Raw genomic sequence first — 16,058 nt, forward strand, 5'->3', positions numbered from 1 at the left:
GGCGTCAGTTCACTTGCTCGATACGGGCGTCGTACTCCTCACGGGCGGCGAGCACTTCCGCCGTGTGCCGCAGTGACCACTCCGTGAGCACCTTCAGGGGCTCACGCAGGGTCCGACCGAGCGGAGTCAGCTCGTACTCCACGCGCACCGGCACCGTCGGGAAGACGGTTCGCAGGACGAGGCCGTCGCGTTCGAGGGCGCGCAGTGTCTGGGTGAGCATCTTCTCGCTCACGCCCGAGAGTCGTTTCCGCAGTCGGGTGAAGCGGGACGCCCCGTGTTCACCGAGCTCGCCGAGTACGAGGATCGACCATTTGTCGCCGATCCGGTCGAGCAGGTCCCGGGACGGGCAGCCGCGCGCGTACGGGTCCCACGGCGGTGTCGTCCCGGTCACGTCGTCGATGGTCTCCACGGCTCTCACCTCGTTGCTATCCGACAGGTGGCTACCTTACCTCAAGGTGGCTACTTCCCAACGGTAAGTAACGAGGTCATCGTGGTTCCCGTGATGCCGCGAAGGACGCGGCGGGAATGGGGATCGTCCATGTCAATCGTTGTGACCGGAGCCACCGGTCAGCTGGGCAGGCTCACCGTGGAGGCGTTGCTGCGGCGCGGGGTCGGCGCCTCGGCCATCGTCGCGACCGGGCGGGACATCGCCGGGATCGAGGACCTGGCCGAACGCGGTGTCGTGGTGCGCCGGGCCGACTTCGCCGACCCGGACAGCCTCGCGGCGGCCTTCGCCGGAGCCGAAAAGCTGCTCCTGGTCTCGACCACGTCCGTCGACGAGCGCCTCGCCAACCATCGACGCGCCATCGACGCCGCGCTGGCCGCGGGGGTGTCGCTGGTGGCGTACACGAGCATGGCGCACGCCGACACGGCCACCACCATCCTCGCCGCCACCCATCGCGCCACCGAGGAGTACCTGCGTGAGCGCGACGTCCCCAGCGTGCTGCTGCGCAACAGCTGGTACCTGGAGAACTACACCGCCCAACTGCCGCTCGTCCTCCGGCAGGGCGCTGTCCTCGGGGCCGCGGGCGGGGGAAGGGTCAGCGCCGCGGCCCGGGCCGACTACGCCGAGGCCGCCGCGGTCGTGCTCACCACCGAGGGCCATCTGGGCGCGGCGTACGAGCTGGGTGGCGACGAGGCGTTCACCCTTGCCGAGTTCGCCGAGGCGGTATCCGCCGCCACCGGCAGGCAGATTCCCTACACCGATCTGCCGGCGCGGAAGTTGGCCGAGGCGCTGACCGCGGCGGGCCTGCCCGCCGAGTTGGCGCACGTGCTCGCCGACGCCGATCTCGGCCTGGGACGCGGTGAGTTGTTCACCGGCTCCGGCGACCTCGGCCGCCTGATCGGACGGCCGACCACGTCGCTGGCCGACGCGATCGCCGACGCGCTGCGCTGACCTGTGTTAGCGTTCACAACGTGACGTGACCCGCCGATTCAGGAACCCCTGCCGGGTTGGCGCCGACGGCCTTCGCCTCGCAACCGCTCAAGAACACGCGCCTATCGGATCGACCGGCAAGGTCCCCAACCATGTCCACCCGGGGGCCGGCACGGTCACCGGCGTCGCGGTGAGCCGGGGCCGGTTGCCGGTTGCCGGTGACCAACTCCCAGATGGACACCTTCCTGCGCGGCGCTCCGCCGGCCAGGCCGGTGTTCACCGTCGAGAGCCTGCCGCTGCGCTGACCGCCGGGCGGCGGCGAGCGGATGACGGCGGGAGCCTTCCGCTCGCCGCCCCGGCGATGACGGCGTCGCCGTCGTCCTCGACGTGTGAGGTCACGTCGGCGAACCGGCACAGTGTCCTTCAGGCCCGCCTCGCGGAGCGGCCCGGGAGACGGAAGGTGAGCGCGCACGCCACCGTGAGCAGGGCCGCGCCGACGAGCAGGCTCAGCCGCATGCCCGTCTCGAAGCCGTGGCCGAGGAGCGACCCGAACACCGCGATGCCCAGCCCGCCGGAGACCTGCCGGGCCGCGTTGAGCACCCCGGCCGCGAGCCCCGCCCGTTCCGCCGGTACGGCGTCCATCATCGCGGCCGTCAGCGGCGGCACGGTCAGCGCGCACCCCAGCGCCAGCGGGACCAGGAGGACGGACACCAGCGGCGCCGGTGTGTGAGCGCTCACCACGAGCAGCACCAGCAGTCCGGCGACGGCCAGCGGCTGCCCGATCAGCATCGGCAACCGGGGCCCGTACCGGCCCGCGAGCTTGCCCGCCAGCACGTTGGTCACCGCGATCAGCCCCGTCATCGGCAGGAACATCAGCCCGGCGTAGAGCGCGGAGTGCCCCTGGACCTGCTGGAAGAAGAGGGAGAAGACGAACACCATGCTGTAGAAGGCGACGCTGACCGCGCCTCCGGCCACGACCACGGCGACGACGGTCCAGTTGCGGAAGAGGCCGAGTGGCACCACCGGATGCGGCTGCCGTGCCTCGACGCGCAGGAAGACCGCGCCCGCGACGACGGCCACCGCCAGCGCGGCCCAGCCGGCCGTCCCGCCCTCGATCGCGGCGAACGTCAGCGCCACCAGGGCCACCACCGCCGTCAGCTGTCCGGGCAGGTCCAGCGGTGCCGGGCGCGGGCGGGAGCGCGGGGCCCGTACCAGCAGCACCAGGATGGCCGCGCCGAGCGGCAGGTTGACGAAGAAGATCCCGCGCCAGTCCCACACCGTGGTCAGCGCGCCGCCCGCGACCGGGCCGAGCGCCACCGCCAGCGAACCGCCCGCCGCCCACGCGGCCACCGCCCGGGCCCGCCGTGCCGGTTCCGGATACGCCTGCCGGACCAGGGCCAGCGAGGCCGGCAGCACCACGGCCGCCGCGACGCCCTGCACCACCCGCGCGCCGATCAGGGTCGGCAGGTTCGGCGCCAGCCCGCAGGCCGCCGACGCCAGGGTGAAGACAGCGGTGCCGAGCGCGAAGGCCCGGCTCGCCCCGGCCCGGTCCGAGAACGCGCCCGTGGACAGCATCAGCGCGGCGAACGCCAGCGTGTAGGCGTCCACCACCCACTGCAACGCGGCCATACCGCCGTCGAGGGAGGTGCCGATCGCGGGCAGCGCCACGTTCACCACGGAGGCGTCGAGGCAGATCAACGCGAAGCCGAGCAGGGCGGCGGTGAGGGTGAGGGCGGCGGAGGGCCTGGCGGGCTTCATGTCGTCGTCGCCGAGGGCGAGTTGATCCGCCGGTGACGTCTGGTTCGTGGACATGCCCCCATCCTGCGGATCTTCGCCGCCGTACAGTAGTGACCTGAACGCCATACCTCCGGAGGTTCTGGCCATGCCGCACCGCGTCGCCGTCATCGCGCCCTCCCCCGTCTCGATGTTCAACGTCGCCATTCCCGACATGCTGTTCGGCAAGGTCGAGGTGGACGGAGGCCCCGGGTACGAGGTGCGGGTCTGCACCGCGGAACCGGGACCGGTGCCCACCACCGGCGGGGTCGACCTCTACGTCCGCCACGGGCTCGACACGGTGTGCGAGGCGGACACGGTGATCGTCGCCGGGACCGGCGCACCCTACGAGCCCGAGGCGCGGATCGTGGCCGCCCTCCGGGAGGCCGCCGACGCCGGCAAGCGCATCGCCTCCATCTGCAGCGGCGCCTTCCAGCTCGCCGAAGCGGGGCTGCTGCACGGCCGCCGGGCCACCACGTACTGGACGCACGCCGAGGAGATGCGCAGGCGCTACCCGCGGATCGAGTTGCAGGGGGACGTCCTGTACGTGCAGGACGGCCCGTACCTCACGTCCTCCGGGTACGCCGCCGGCATCGACCTGTGCCTGCACATCATCCGCACCGACTACGGCGCCGCCGTCGCCAACGAGGTCGGCCGCCTCGCCCTGGTCGCTCCCCACCGCCCCGGCGGCCAGACCCAGTTCACCCACACCCCGCTGCCGCCCGAGCGCGGCAACGCCTGCGCCGACACCCGCGCTTGGGCCATGCGCAACCTCGACAAGCCGCTCACCCTCACCGACCTCGCCCGGCACGCCGGCGTCTCGGTACGCACCCTCACCCGCCGCTTCCACGCCGAGAGCGGGGTCAGCCCCCTGCAGTGGCTTCTCCACCAGCGCATCGAACGGGCCAAGGAACTGCTGGAGACCACCACGCTCCCCATGGACCAGGTGGCCGCCGCGTGCGGCCTCGGCACCGCCGACTCCCTCCGCGCCCACCTGGTCCGCCGCACCGGCCTCACCCCGAGCGCCTACCGCGCCCAGTTCAGCCGCCTGGCGGCCACCCGCCACCGCACCTCGTCCTCGGCGGCCTGACCGGTCGCGCGCCAGGGTGTCCTCGTCAGCCGGTGTGGCCGGTGACCGGCTTGACGTAGCGGTGCGTCGGTACGGTCACGGCTTCCTGGCCGTCCGGCGCGACGTGGTCGTAGGGGCCCTCGTCCGTCCAGCCCTGGCGGGCGTAGAACGCGCGGGCCCGGGCGTTGCCCGGTACGACGACGAGCCACGCCCGCCGGTGACCGCCGGCCGCGACCATGCGTTCCGCCTCGTCCAGCAGGGCCGTGGCCACCCCGCCGCCGCGGTGCCGCTCCGCCACGTACACCTGCTCCACCTCGTCGCCGATCACGGTCACGAACCCCGCCACCTGTCCGCCGACCACCGCCACCACGGTGTCGGCGATCCGGGGCACCACCCGCGCGTCGAACGACTCCCGCGTCCGCAGCGCGACCAGGGCGTCGGGAACGTTGCCCAGGTGCGCGTCACACCATCCGCGGTACCAGACGTCCGCGATGGCGGCCCCGTCCTCGGGACGCGCGGGACGCAGCTCGATCTTCGTGGTGTCGGTCGTCATGGACCACCAACTTACTGGAGTGGCCACGGGGTTGACCGGTTCACGTGAAAACAACGTTCGTGGTGTAAGGAGCGTTGTTCGTCGCTCGTGGAACAGGGTTCGTCGGGTCCGGTATGCTCGGACCATGCCACCCACTCCCCAGCAACGGCGCGCGGCGCGGAACCATCAGCCCGTTCCGGAGGCGGGCGCGGCGTCGGGGCGGGGGCGGCGGGCGAAGCCGATCACGGTGGAGGCGATCGTCGAGGCGGCGCTGGACATCGTGGCGCGCGAGGGGTACGAGGCGCTGACCATGCGCCGGGTGGCGGCCGCGCTGGAGACGGGGCCGGCGTCGTTGTACGCCCACGTCGTCAACAAGGGCGATCTGGACGAGCTGCTCATCGGCCGCCTGTGCGCCGGGATCGTCCTGCCCGAGCCGGACCCGGCCGCGTGGCGGGAGCAGATCACCGGCATCTGCGTCCAGGTGCGCGACCAGTATCTGCGCTACCCCGGTATCTCCCGGGCCGCGCTCGCCACCGCCCCCACCAACGAAGACACGCTGCGGCTCAGCGAAGGCATGCTCGCCATCCTGCTCGCCGCGGGCATCGCCCCACAGACCGCCGCCTGGGGCATCGACTCCCTGACGCTCTACATCAACGCCTACACCCTGGAGATCTCCCTGCTCCGCGACCCGGGCAACGAGTGGGTCGTCAGCCGGGACGAACTGCTGGGCCGGTTCTCCAGCCTGCCCGACACCTTCCCGCACACCAAGCGCTACGCCGCCGAACTCACCGCGGGAACCGGCCACGAGCGCTTCGACTTCACCATCAAGCTGATGCTCGACGGCCTCGCCCGCCACTGAATCCGGCCCGCGCGGGCGGTACGGGCGTGTTGTCACTGGTTCGGGGGACTCGGCCGCCGTTCCCCGGGGCGCGGGCGGTGCCGGGGCTAACGTCGAAGGCGCCAGGGAGTCGCGGGCGCGGACGTCGGTGTCCTGAGAGCGGCAGGGGGCGTTGGTGTGCGGGGCGGTCAGGGTGTGACGGGTGACGAGGCGCCCGGGGAACAGGTGGCGGTCCCGGCCGGCGGTGACGTGGAGGCGGTGAAGGCATCCCCCGGCGAGGCGGGTGGGGGCGCCGATGTCGCGGGCTCGCGTCCTGGGCGGCGGACGGTGGCCGCCAGCATGGTGGGGACGGTGTTGGAGTGGTACGACTTCAACCTCTACGGTTTCGCCGCCGCGGTCGTCCTCGGTGAGCAGTTCTTCCCCCGCACCTCACCCACCGCGCGGGTGCTGGCGTCGTTCGCGACGTTCGCTGCCGGGTTCGCGGCCCGGCCGGTGGGCGGTCTGCTCTTCGGCCACTTCGGCGACCGGCTCGGGCGCGCCCGGATGCTGGTGGTGACGATGGTGGTCACGGGGTGCTCCAGCGCGTTGCTCGGGCTGTTGCCCACCTACCGGCAGGCGGGCTGGCCGGCGCCGGTCGGGCTGGTGGTGCTGCGTGTGGTGCAGGGCGTGGGGGTGGGCGGCGAGTTCGCCGGAGCGGCGCTGATGACGATGGAGAACGCGCCGCCCGGCCGGCGGGGGTTCTTCGGTGCCGTCCCGGCGATGGGTACGGGCGCGGGCTTCGTGCTGGCGGCTGCCGCCTTCGCGCTCGCCGCCCGGTTGCCGGGGCAGGCGCTGATGGCGTGGGGGTGGCGGCTGCCGTTCCTGGGCAGTCTCGTCCTGGTCGCGTTCGGGTTGCTGGTGCGGCGGCGGCTGCCGGAGACCGCCGAGTTCACCGCGCGGGCCCGCGCTCGCGGCCGGGCGGAGACGTCCCTGCTCACCGCGGTGCGCGGCTGTCCGGGGGCGGTCGTGCGCACCATGGGTGTGTCGGTGTCGTGTTTCATCTGGGGCTACATGATCCAGGGCTTCGTCGTGCACTACGGCGCGACCGAGTTGCACATCGCCAGGTCGACGCTGTTGTGGGCGCTCGCCGTGGCGTCCGCCGTGAGCATCGGTACGCTGCCGATGTGGGGCGCGGCCTCGGACCGGTGGGGACGGCGTACCGTCATCACCGTGGGGCTGGTCGGCACGGTGGCTTACGCGTGGCCGTTCTTCGCCCTGCTCCACACCCGTTCCCCGCTGTGGATCCTCGTCGCCTTGGTCGTGGCGCTGCCGGTGCTGCGGGATCTGGTGTTCGCGCCGCAGGTGGCGCTGTGCGCGGAGATGTTCGACACCGGTGTGCGCTACACCGGTCTCTCCGCGGGGCGGGAGTTCGCCGGAGCGCTCTCGGGCGGCACCGCGCCGTTCGTCGCCACCGCGTTGCACGCCGCCACCCATCGCGTCTGGCCGGTCGTCTGCTATGTCGTCGCCGGATGTGCGGTGACCGCCGTCGCCGTTCTGCTGCCGACGTCACGCCCTGGCGGTGACGCGCACGGGCCGGTCCGTGCGGTGCCCGGTCAGGGCCGGGGCTGAGAAGGTACGGCCCCGGCGCCGGTCGGACGCCGGGGAAGCGTTTTCGTGGAGGGGCCTTCGCCGGTCAGGCGCGGCAGCGCAGCATCTCCAGCGGCGGCTTCGCGAGGACGTCCGCCCAGAAGTCCTCGCCGAATTCACGGATTCCGGCGTCCGACACCCGCAGCGGAACCCACTCCACGTCGCTGAACCCGGCCGCCGCCAGGCACCGCTCGTAGACTTCGCGGCGCGGGACCGTGCTGACGATGCTGATCGGCCGCGGGTCGAGAAGCGCCGTGACCCGTACCCGCGGACCCATCTCGGTCTCCTCGCCGGTCGGCTCGCAGCGGAACCCGTACTTCTCCAGCGACAGGCAGTCGAACCGGTAGTCGGGCTTCTGGGCGAAGACGAAGAACTCCCCGCCCGGCGGCAGGCTTTGGTGGATGTTGCGGCACATCCGTTCCAACGCCGTGGCGCTCTCGGCGTAGTTGAGGCACTGCACCCCCAGCGCGATGTCGAAGCGCCGGTCGGTGGGGCGCAACTCGGTCACGTCACCGACGTCGTAGCGCACCCCGAGCGGTTCGCGTTCCTCCATCTGCCGGGCGACGGCGATCATTTCGGCGGAGATGTCGACGCCGAAGACATCGGTGGCGCCGCGCCGCTTGAACTGCCTGCTGTAGAAGCCGGTGCCGCAGGCCAGGTCGAGGACGGACTTGCCGCTGACGTCCCCGACCATGCCCAGGAAACTCGGTACCTCCCCGTAACGTATCAACGGCAGGGCCTTGAACCCCTCGAACGCCTCACCGATCTCGTCGTACTGCTGAACACTCACGTGGCTCCCCCTTGTGTGTCTCGTCCTGCGCGTGGACACGACCGACCATCCGGATCCAGCGGCTCACCGCTTCCGGTCGTGGCAGGCAGTCTCCCCCGCCCCGCCTCCGCCGCCGTACTGGCAGATGACACGAAGAAGTCGCCGTCCCACCGGCGAAGCCACCATCTCCCGACGCCAGCGGTGGCGGGACCACACGCCTGCGCCTAGGGTGAATAAGCAGTGGGGGCAGCCATCTGTGTGGTGTGACCTCACCCGGTGAGCGTGGGCCGATGGCCGCTCCCGGTGACGCGAGCCGTGTCGGCCGCCCGTTGCCCCGCCGGCGTTCAGACGAGCTCCCTCCGGCCCGGTTCCCGAATCGACGAGCCCGGCGGCACGTGTGCGAAGGGAGCACCCAGTGGCCCAGGCGTCCCCTCTCTCGTCATCGTCCTCCCGGCTCGGGGAGTGGTACGACACGGCCTCCGCCGTGGTCGCCAAGGCCTTCAACGGCCATCTGCACATGGGCTACTGGACGAGTTCGACCACCACCCTGGCCGAAGCCGCCGAGGCGATGACCGACCAGCTCATCGCCCGTACCCCTGTCAAGGCGGGGCAGCGCGTCCTCGACGTGGGGAGCGGGACCGGCCGTCCCGCCCTGCGCCTGGCCCGGGCCACCGGGGCCCAGGTGCTGGGCATCTCGCTCAGCCAGGCCGAGACCGACCGTGCCAACGCGCTCGCCGGTGCCGACCCGCCACCGCCACCCGGCGGCACGCGGTTCGAACGCGCCGACGTCATGGCGCTTCCCTATCCACCGGATTCCTTCGACGCGGTGTGGGCCGTCGAATCACTGGCCCATGTGACCGACCGGGCCGAGGCTCTGCGGCAGATCGCCCGCGTGCTGCGACCGGGCGGCCGGCTGGTCCTCGCCGACGGATTCCTGCGGTCGGCGGCCGACCGTGACGACACGGCCGTGACCACCGCGCACACCACCTTCTTCATCGCCCCGGTCATCACCCTGGCCGCCTTCACCCACCTGCTCAGGAACGCGGGGCTGCCCCCGACCACCATCACCGACGCGACCGATCACGCACGCCGTTCCATGACCGCGTGGGCCGCCGTCGTCCGCGACCACCCGGCCGACTACATCCCCTTGTTCGGCGAGACCGGCTTCCGCCAGCTGCTGGAGTGCTGGGCGCGGGAGAACGACCTGTGCGACGTCATCGGCTACGTCCTGCTCACGGCGCGGCGAACGGCAACTCCCCGCGTCGAATGACGAGTTGGCCGCTTGTCGGCCGATGCCCGGTCCGTCCGGCGACCGGGACCGCGCCTGCCCGGGGTGCACGCCTGGGCGCTGGTCCCCGCGATCCCGTCACCTCCACCCTCTGGACTATCGCGAGCATTCCTATACTATTTTCCTACTCACCCGAGCACTGCCCCTCACCCTCCGACCGACAAGGAGAACCCCGCGTTGACTGACACACAACACGTACTGGTGACGACCACATGGCTCCGCCCCGGCGACGAGGTCCACCGGTACCTTCTCGACGCGGGGTTCTCGGTCGCCCACGGGTCGTCCAGGGATCGGGAGGCGGTCGCCGGATGTGACGCGGTGATCGCGGGGACGGATCGGTTCGACGCGGAAGTGCTCGCTGGGGCGCCGCAGTTGAGGGTGATCTGCCGGACCGGGGCCGGATACGACAACGTCGATGTGGAGGCGGCGACCGCCCGGGGGGTCGCGGTGTGTACCACGCCGGGGGTGAACGGGCAGTCGGTGGCCGAGCACACGATCGGTCTGTTGTTGAGTGCCGCCCGGGCGATCCCGCAGAATGTCGCCGCCGTCCGCGCGGGACGCTGGGAGCAAGGCGGCGGGCGGGAGTTGGCGGGGGCCGTTCTCGGTGTGGTCGGCTTCGGGGCGATCGGACGCCGGGTGGCCGCCATGGCCCGGGGGATCGGTATGGACGTGGTGGCTCATGACCCCGTCGCGGACCGGGGGTTCGCGGAGGCCAACGGGGTCCGGCTGTTGTCACTGGAGCAGTTGCTCGCCTCGTCCGACGTCGTCACCCTGCACCTGTCGCTGACCCCCTCGACGCGTCACCTCATCGACGCCGGTGCCTTCGCCCGGATGAAGCCCGGCGCCTACCTCGTCAACGCGGCGCGGGGCGGCATCGTCGACGAGGAGGCGCTCGCCGACGCGCTCGCCTCCGGAAGACTGGCCGGCGCCGCGCTGGACACCGTGGAGACGGAGCCGCTGCCGAGCGGTCACCGGCTGCGCGCGTTCGACAACGTGCTGGTGACCGCGCACATCGGGGCGGCCACCAGGGAATCGCGGGCCCGGTCCGGCATGCTGGCCGCCCGCTCGGTGGTGGAGGTCCTGGCCGGCGGCATCCCCGGCACGGTCGTCAACCCCGGGTTCGCCGGGCACCGTACCTCCGTTGAGCGGGGGAAGACGGCATGACGGAGATGCGTTTCGCCGCGAACCTCAAGTGGCTGTTCACCGAGGTGGAGTTCGAAGCCCGCTTCGACGCGGCGGCGGCGGCCGGGTTCAGCGGCGTCGAGTACGCCTCCCCGTACGCGCACGAACCGGCCGAGCTGCGGCGGCGGCTGGGTGACGCGGGGCTGACCCAGGTGCTGATCAACACGCCGATGGGCGCGCCCGGGACGCCCACCCGGGCGGGGCTGGCCTGCGTACCGGGTCTGGAGTCGGAGTTCCGCGCGGGGGTCGAGCGCGGTCTGGAGTACGCGGACGCGCTCGGCTGCGGTCTGTTGCACGTCGTCGGTGGTGTGGTGCCGCCGGGCGTCGGCCGCGACGAGGCGTTCGCCCGGTATGTCGCCAACATCGCGTGGGCGGCGGAACGGGCGGACGGCACCGGGGTCCGCCTCGTCCTCGAAGCGCAGAACAAGCGGGACGTCCCGGGGTTCGTCCTCGACTCGCAGGCCCAGGCGGCGGCGGTGGCCGAGGCGGTCGGCGCGGACCGGGTCGGGCTGTTGCTGGACTTCTACCACCTCCAGGTCGACGAGGGCGATCTGATCCGCACCTACCGGCGGTTCGCGGACCGTGTGTTCCACCTCCAGGTCGCCGATCCGCCGTACCGTCACGAGCCGGGCACGGGGGAGATCGGGTGGCGTGGTGTGTTCGCCGCCGTTCGCGCGTCCGGCTACGACGGCTGGATCGGGTGCGAGTACGCGCCCGCCGCCGGGACCGTGGCGGGCCTGGGCTGGATGCGGACGGTGGCGGAGTGAGCGCCCCGCGCATCGCGCTGATCAGCGCGGTTCCGGCGGCGATCGCCCCGGCGGCGGAGGCGTTGCGCGAGCGCTTCCCGGCGGCGGTGGTGTGGAACCTGCTGGACGACCGTCTGCTGGCGGACGCGGACGAGCGCGGCGGGCCGGACGGCGACCTGTACGCCAGGATGGAGCGCCTCGTCGAGTACGCCGTCCGCGGTGGTGCCGACGGTGTCCTGCTGACCTGTTCGCTCTACGGTGCCGTCGCGCGGCGTGCGGCGGTCGGGGTGCCGGTCCTCGCGCCGGATCAGGCGGCCTTCGACGAGTTGTGCGCGCGACGCTTCGGGCGGGTGCTGGTCGTGGCGTCCTTCGCGGGGGCGAGGGACGACTCGGCGGCTCGGCTGCGGCAGGCGCTGCGTCGTTCCGGTTCCGCCACCGACGTGCGCGGGGTGGCCGTGCCGGGCGCGGTGGGTCCGCGGGACGTGCCGGGGCTGGTCGCCGCGCTCGCCGAGGGCTGCGCGGAGGTGATGGACGGGGTCGGCGCGGTCTTCCTCGCCCAGTTCTCGCTGGCTCCGGCGGCTCGCGGCCTCGCGGCGGCCCTCGGTGTGCCCGTGGTGTCCGGCCCGGTGAGCGCCGCGGACGCCCTGCGTTCGGCGCTGGGGTACTGACCCCGCGCTCGTCCTTTCCGTTGTCCCGCGCTCCGGGCGCGTCTTCCGAACGGGTGCGGTCGACACATCCCCGCCGGCCCCCGAACAGAGAGGTTCAGTGTGGTCGCGACATCCGAGGCCGGCCTGCTCGCCACCGGCGTCATCGGCATCATCGCCGTGATCGTGATGATCACGACACCACTCAAGGTCCATCCGTTCCTCGCCCTGGTCATCGGGTCGCTCGGGATCGGGCTCGTCGCGGGTGAGAAGCCCGCGGCGCTCATCGATTCGGTGACCGGCGGCGCGGGAGGGACGCTCGGCAGCACCGGGCTGATCCTGGTGCTGGGGACGGTCCTCGGCACCGTCCTCGCCGAGTCGGGGGCGACCAGGCGGCTCGCGGAGGTGCTGACCCGTGGCCGCACGCTGCGCGGCATTCCGTGGATGGTGAGCCTGCTCGCCTTCATCGTGGCCCTGCCGCTCTTCTTCGAGGTGGCGCTGGCGGTGCTGCTGCCGCTGCTGTTCGGCATCGCCCGGCAGGTGGAGACCACGATGCTCGACGGCGAGGGCCGCGATCCGAAGGGGCGGAAGACCTCGCCCTATCTGCTCGTCGGCGTCCCGGCGTTGGGAACGGTCGCCTCGGTGCACGCGCTCGTACCGCCGCATCCCGGGCCGACGGCCGCGGCGAGCGCCCTGCACACCGACATCGGTGCCGTCGTGGGCTTCGGTGTGCCGATCGCGGTGATCACGATGGTGGTGGCGGGCCAGGTCTTCGCCGGGCCGATGGCGCGCAGGATGTTCCCGGTACCGCCGCGAAGGCTCGTCGAGCAGTTCACTCTCTCCCGTGACGAGCGCACTCCGCCGCCTCTGACATGGGCGATCGTGCCGGTGGTGCTGCCGCTGGCGCTGGTCGTGACGCAGTCGGTGGTGACGGTCACGCACCGGTCCGGGGCGTGGGCCTCCGTGGTGGTGTTCGCCGGTCAGCCCGTCGTGGCGTTGCTGATCGCCGTCCTCGTCGCGATGGTGGGCCTCGGCTGGGCGCGTGGCACCGGTGGTGGTCGGCTCAACTCCCAGGTGGCGGAGGGCATCGCGGCCATCGCGCCGATCCTGCTGATCATCGGTGGCGGCGGCGCGCTCAGCAAGGTGATGGTGGACTGCGGGATCGGGAAGGCCATCGCCCACGCCACGCATACGCTCGGGATCTCCCCGCTCGTGCTGGCGTGGCTCGTCGCGGTGCTGATCCGGCTGGCGGTCGGCTCCGCGACGGTCGCCATCATCACCGCCTCGGGGATCGTCGCGCCGGCGGTCGCCACCACGCCGGGGGTCCATCCGGCGCTGGTCGTGCTGGCCCTCGGCTGCGGCTCGATCATCTTCCCGCACATCAACAACGCGGCGTCCTGGCAGGTCAAGGAGAGTTTCGGGATGTCGCTCGGGGAGATGTTCGCGTCCTTCACCGTCATCGAGTCCACCGTCTCGGTGCTGGGTTTCGGATGCGTGCTCGCCGCATCCGCCCTCATCCGGTAATCACCCGTCAACCACCGTCAATCACCGAAGGAACCGTCATCCCATGATCGGTGTGATAGCCGACGACGTCACCGGCGGCACGGACGCCGCCGCCGCCTTCCGGCGCCAGGGTCTGCGGACGCTGTTGTGTTTCGGCCTCCCGGACGGACCCGTAGCAGGGCAGGGGCCCGCCGCCGACGCCGTGGTCGTCACCCTCAGGACCCGCACGGCCCCGGCGGCGGACGCCGTACGCGACAGCCTGGCCGCCGCCCGTCACCTCACGGCCGCCGGAGCCACCCAGCTGTACTTCAAGTACTGCTCCACGTTCGACTCGACACCGCACGGCAACATCGGCCCGGTCCTCGACGCGTTGGGCGACCTCACCGGGGCCGGGCCGGTGGTCACCACCCCCGCCTCCCCCGAGCACGGGCGCACCCAGTACCGGGGCCACCTCTTCGTCCACGACCAGTTGCTGGCCGAATCCCCCATGCGCCACCACCCGTTGACGCCCATGACCGACTCGCTGCTCCCCCGGCTCATGGACGCGCAGACCGCGTGCCCCGGCAGCGTCGTCCTCGGCCACGAGACGGTCGTGGCGGGGCCGGAACGCATCAAGGCAGCGCTCGGCCAACTCGCGGGGCGGGCCCGTTACGTCTTCGCGGACGCGCTGGACGACGGCGACCTGCTGCGGATCGCCCGCGCGGTGGCCGACGCCCCGCTGGTGGCGGGTGCCGCCGGTCTCGCCGGTGCGCTCGGCGCGGTGCGGGCCGAGCGGGGCCTGCCCGGTCGTCCGGACGGGCCGGGGCCCGTCGCCCCGCCACGTGGCCGGGGTGCCGTGCTGGCCGGCAGCTGTTCGCGCCGCACCCTGGAGCAGATCGACGCCGTGCGTGCCGCGGGCCGCCCCGTCCACCTGCTCGACCCGCTGGCCGAGCCGGATCCGGACGCGCTCGCCGACCGGGCCCTGCGGTGGTACGACACGGTGGACGCCGCCGGAGCGCTGATCCACGCCTCCCGCCGCCCGGACGAGTTGCGTGCCGTGCAGGAGGTGCTCGGTGTCGGCCGCTCGGCCCGGATCCTGGAGGAGGCGATGGGCCGGATCGCCGTCGGGCTGGCCGCGCGCGGGGTGGAACGGCTGGTGGTCGCCGGTGGTGAGACGTCCGGCGCGGTGGTGGCGGCGCTCGGGATCGGAGGCGGTGAGGTGGGCGCCGAGGCCGCGCGCGGGGTTCCGTGGATCCACCCGGCGTCGGGGCCGGCCATCCTGCTGAAGTCGGGGAACTTCGGTGACCGGGAGCTGCTGCTGACCGCGTCGGCGGCGGAGGCGGACGCGTGAGCCCCGCCGAGCCGCGCGCCCAATTGATCGCGGCGGCACGTTCGTTGTACTCCCGTGGCCTGACCCACGGCAGCACCGGCAACCTGTCCCTGCGCACCGCGGACGGCATCCTGGTGACACCGACGGGGTCCAGCCTGGGCACCGTCACGGCGGACCAGCTGTCGCTGGTGGACGAGGACGGCCGCCACCTCGCCGGGCCCAGCCCCTCCAAGGAGGCGTTCCTGCACGCCGCCGTCCTGCGGGTCCGCCCCGCCGACGGCGCGGTCGTCCACACCCACTCCACCCACGCGGTGGCGGTCTCCTGCCTCGCCGGCATCGACGAGCGGGACGTGCTGCCGCCGCTGACCGCGTACTTCGCGATGCGGATCGGACGCCTGCCCATGCTTCCCTACCACGCGCCCGGGGACCGCCGGTTGGGGGCGGTGGTCGAGGAGACCGCACGGCGGCATCGCGCACTGCTGCTGCGCAACCACGGCCCGGTCGTCGCGGGCCGCGGTCCGACGGAGGCGATGGACGCCGTCGAGGAACTGGAGGAGACGGCGAAGCTCTTCCTCCTGCTGCGCGGCCTGCGCACCCGGCCGCTGACGGACGCCCAACGCGCCGCGCTGGCACCGCCGTTGTGACCGGCACCATCTCCCACTCCCCCGCCCCTCGACCCGGAAGGCGATCCGGCACACCATGACCACCACCGCCCGTTCCCTCACCCTGTTCAGCGCGCTCGCCGTGCGCAAGGCGTACGACGACGGCCTCCTCGACGCGTTCGAGGCCGCGTCCGGCACGCCGGTCACCGCTGTCTTCGACCCGACCGTCCCGCTCCTGCGCCGGATCGAGGCGGGCGAGGCGTTCGACGTGCTGGTCGCCGTCACCGGGTCCCTGGCCCCGCTCGCCGAGCGTGGCGTCATCGACCCCGCGACCCGTACCGCCGTCGCCCGGACCGGGGTCGGCCTCGCCGTGCCGCCGGGCGCGCCGCACCCGGACGTCAGCACCCGGGCCGCGTTCGTCTCGGCGCTGCGCGCGGCCCGCAGCGTCGCCTACTCGCGCACCGGCGCGAGCGGCATCTACTTCGCGCGGCTGCTGGAGGACCTGGGCATCGCCGAGGAGGTCAACTCCCGGGCGACCGTGATCGACAAGGGGTTCACGGCCGAGGCGGTCGTGGACGGCCGTGCCGACATCGCGATCCAGCAGATGAGCGAACTGCTCTTCGTGCCGGAGGCCGAGATCGTCGCCCCGCTCCCGGACGAGGTGCAGCACCACACCGAGTTCTCCGTCGCGCTGAGCGCGGCGGCGTCGTCCGATCCTGGCGCCCGGGCGCTCCTCACCCATCTCAGCGGGGACCGGGCCGCCGCCGCCTACCGCCGCACCCACCTCGAAGTGATGTGAACC

The 16,058-nt window shown here is 72.7% G+C and carries 16 protein-coding genes; 12 read left to right on the forward strand and 4 right to left on the reverse strand.

Translation table 11 applies throughout. The features are described 5' to 3' along the window. Nucleotides 1–4 precede the first annotated feature (4 nt). On the reverse strand, nucleotides 5–409 hold the full coding sequence (locus SCATT_RS27915; RefSeq protein WP_014152078.1) for a winged helix-turn-helix transcriptional regulator: 405 nt from the start codon (nucleotides 407–409) through the stop codon (nucleotides 5–7). A 129-nt stretch (nucleotides 410–538) separates the two neighbouring features. Between SCATT_RS27915 and SCATT_RS27920 the strand changes: the two genes are divergently transcribed. After that, a complete protein-coding gene (locus tag SCATT_RS27920) occupies nucleotides 539–1,396 on the forward strand; it encodes an NmrA family NAD(P)-binding protein (protein ID WP_014152077.1) in 858 nt (285 codons plus the stop codon). 402 nt (nucleotides 1,397–1,798) lie between these two features. On the opposite strand, the gene SCATT_RS27925 is transcribed toward SCATT_RS27920, so the two are convergent. Continuing rightward, entirely contained in the window at nucleotides 1,799–3,187 is a 1,389-nt protein-coding gene (locus SCATT_RS27925; RefSeq protein ID WP_014152076.1) for an MFS transporter, read from the reverse strand. A gap of 70 nt (nucleotides 3,188–3,257) precedes the next feature. Between SCATT_RS27925 and SCATT_RS27930 the strand changes: the two genes are divergently transcribed. Beyond that, a complete protein-coding gene (locus tag SCATT_RS27930; RefSeq protein ID WP_014152075.1) occupies nucleotides 3,258–4,238 on the forward strand; it encodes a GlxA family transcriptional regulator in 981 nt (326 codons plus the stop codon). A 25-nt stretch (nucleotides 4,239–4,263) separates the two neighbouring features. Here the strand turns inward: SCATT_RS27930 and SCATT_RS27935 are convergent, their stop codons facing one another. Further along, a complete protein-coding gene (locus SCATT_RS27935; RefSeq protein WP_014152074.1) occupies nucleotides 4,264–4,770 on the reverse strand; it encodes a GNAT family N-acetyltransferase in 507 nt (168 codons plus the stop codon). A gap of 124 nt (nucleotides 4,771–4,894) precedes the next feature. Between SCATT_RS27935 and SCATT_RS27940 the strand changes: the two genes are divergently transcribed. Together SCATT_RS27940 and SCATT_RS27945 are read left to right on the forward strand one after the other, a co-directional pair. Then, on the forward strand, nucleotides 4,895–5,608 hold the full coding sequence (locus tag SCATT_RS27940) for a TetR/AcrR family transcriptional regulator (protein ID WP_041823758.1): 714 nt from the start codon (nucleotides 4,895–4,897) through the stop codon (nucleotides 5,606–5,608). 174 nt (nucleotides 5,609–5,782) lie between these two features. Next, entirely contained in the window at nucleotides 5,783–7,195 is a 1,413-nt protein-coding gene (locus tag SCATT_RS27945) for an MFS transporter (protein WP_014626697.1), read from the forward strand. Nucleotides 7,196–7,259: 64 nt separating this feature from the next. On the opposite strand, the gene SCATT_RS27950 is transcribed toward SCATT_RS27945, so the two are convergent. Further along, nucleotides 7,260–8,003, reverse strand: a complete 744-nt coding sequence (locus SCATT_RS27950; RefSeq protein WP_014152071.1) for a class I SAM-dependent methyltransferase — start codon at nucleotides 8,001–8,003, stop codon at nucleotides 7,260–7,262. Between the two features lie 394 nt (nucleotides 8,004–8,397). On the opposite strand from SCATT_RS27950, the gene SCATT_RS27955 reads away from it, so the two are divergent. The 8 genes from SCATT_RS27955 to SCATT_RS27990 all read left to right on the forward strand — a co-directional run bounded on the left by SCATT_RS27955 (nucleotide 8,398) and on the right by SCATT_RS27990 (nucleotide 16,055). Next, nucleotides 8,398–9,252 (forward strand): SAM-dependent methyltransferase, encoded by an 855-nt coding sequence (locus SCATT_RS27955; RefSeq protein WP_014152070.1) that lies wholly within the window; start codon nucleotides 8,398–8,400, stop codon nucleotides 9,250–9,252. Between the two features lie 195 nt (nucleotides 9,253–9,447). After that, nucleotides 9,448–10,434 carry a phosphoglycerate dehydrogenase gene (locus tag SCATT_RS27960; protein ID WP_014152068.1) on the forward strand — a complete coding sequence of 329 codons (987 nt, stop codon included), beginning with the start codon at nucleotides 9,448–9,450 and terminating at the stop codon, nucleotides 10,432–10,434. Next, nucleotides 10,431–11,219 carry a hydroxypyruvate isomerase family protein gene (locus SCATT_RS27965; RefSeq protein ID WP_014152067.1) on the forward strand — a complete coding sequence of 263 codons (789 nt, stop codon included), beginning with the start codon at nucleotides 10,431–10,433 and terminating at the stop codon, nucleotides 11,217–11,219. Before SCATT_RS27960 ends, SCATT_RS27965 begins: the two co-directional genes overlap by 4 nt. Then, nucleotides 11,216–11,866 carry a hypothetical protein gene (locus SCATT_RS27970; RefSeq protein WP_014152066.1) on the forward strand — a complete coding sequence of 217 codons (651 nt, stop codon included), beginning with the start codon at nucleotides 11,216–11,218 and terminating at the stop codon, nucleotides 11,864–11,866. Before SCATT_RS27965 ends, SCATT_RS27970 begins: the two co-directional genes overlap by 4 nt. A 99-nt stretch (nucleotides 11,867–11,965) precedes the next feature. After that, nucleotides 11,966–13,366, forward strand: coding sequence for a GntT/GntP/DsdX family permease (locus SCATT_RS27975; protein ID WP_014152065.1), 1,401 nt, complete (start codon nucleotides 11,966–11,968; stop codon nucleotides 13,364–13,366). Nucleotides 13,367–13,409: 43 nt separating this feature from the next. Beyond that, on the forward strand, nucleotides 13,410–14,675 hold the full coding sequence (gene otnK, locus SCATT_RS27980; RefSeq protein WP_014152064.1) for a 3-oxo-tetronate kinase: 1,266 nt from the start codon (nucleotides 13,410–13,412) through the stop codon (nucleotides 14,673–14,675). Further along, nucleotides 14,672–15,298 (forward strand): 3-oxo-tetronate 4-phosphate decarboxylase, encoded by a 627-nt coding sequence (gene otnC / locus SCATT_RS27985; RefSeq protein ID WP_014152063.1) that lies wholly within the window; start codon nucleotides 14,672–14,674, stop codon nucleotides 15,296–15,298. The genes otnK and otnC overlap by 4 nt, the downstream gene beginning before the upstream one ends. Before the next feature lie 55 nt (nucleotides 15,299–15,353). Beyond that, entirely contained in the window at nucleotides 15,354–16,055 is a 702-nt protein-coding gene (locus tag SCATT_RS27990) for a molybdate ABC transporter substrate-binding protein (protein ID WP_014152062.1), read from the forward strand. The last annotated feature ends 3 nt before the right edge of the window (nucleotides 16,056–16,058 follow it).

It is taken from the genome of Streptantibioticus cattleyicolor NRRL 8057 = DSM 46488 (assembly GCF_000240165.1).
Lineage (GTDB): Bacteria > Actinomycetota > Actinomycetes > Streptomycetales > Streptomycetaceae > Streptantibioticus > Streptantibioticus cattleyicolor.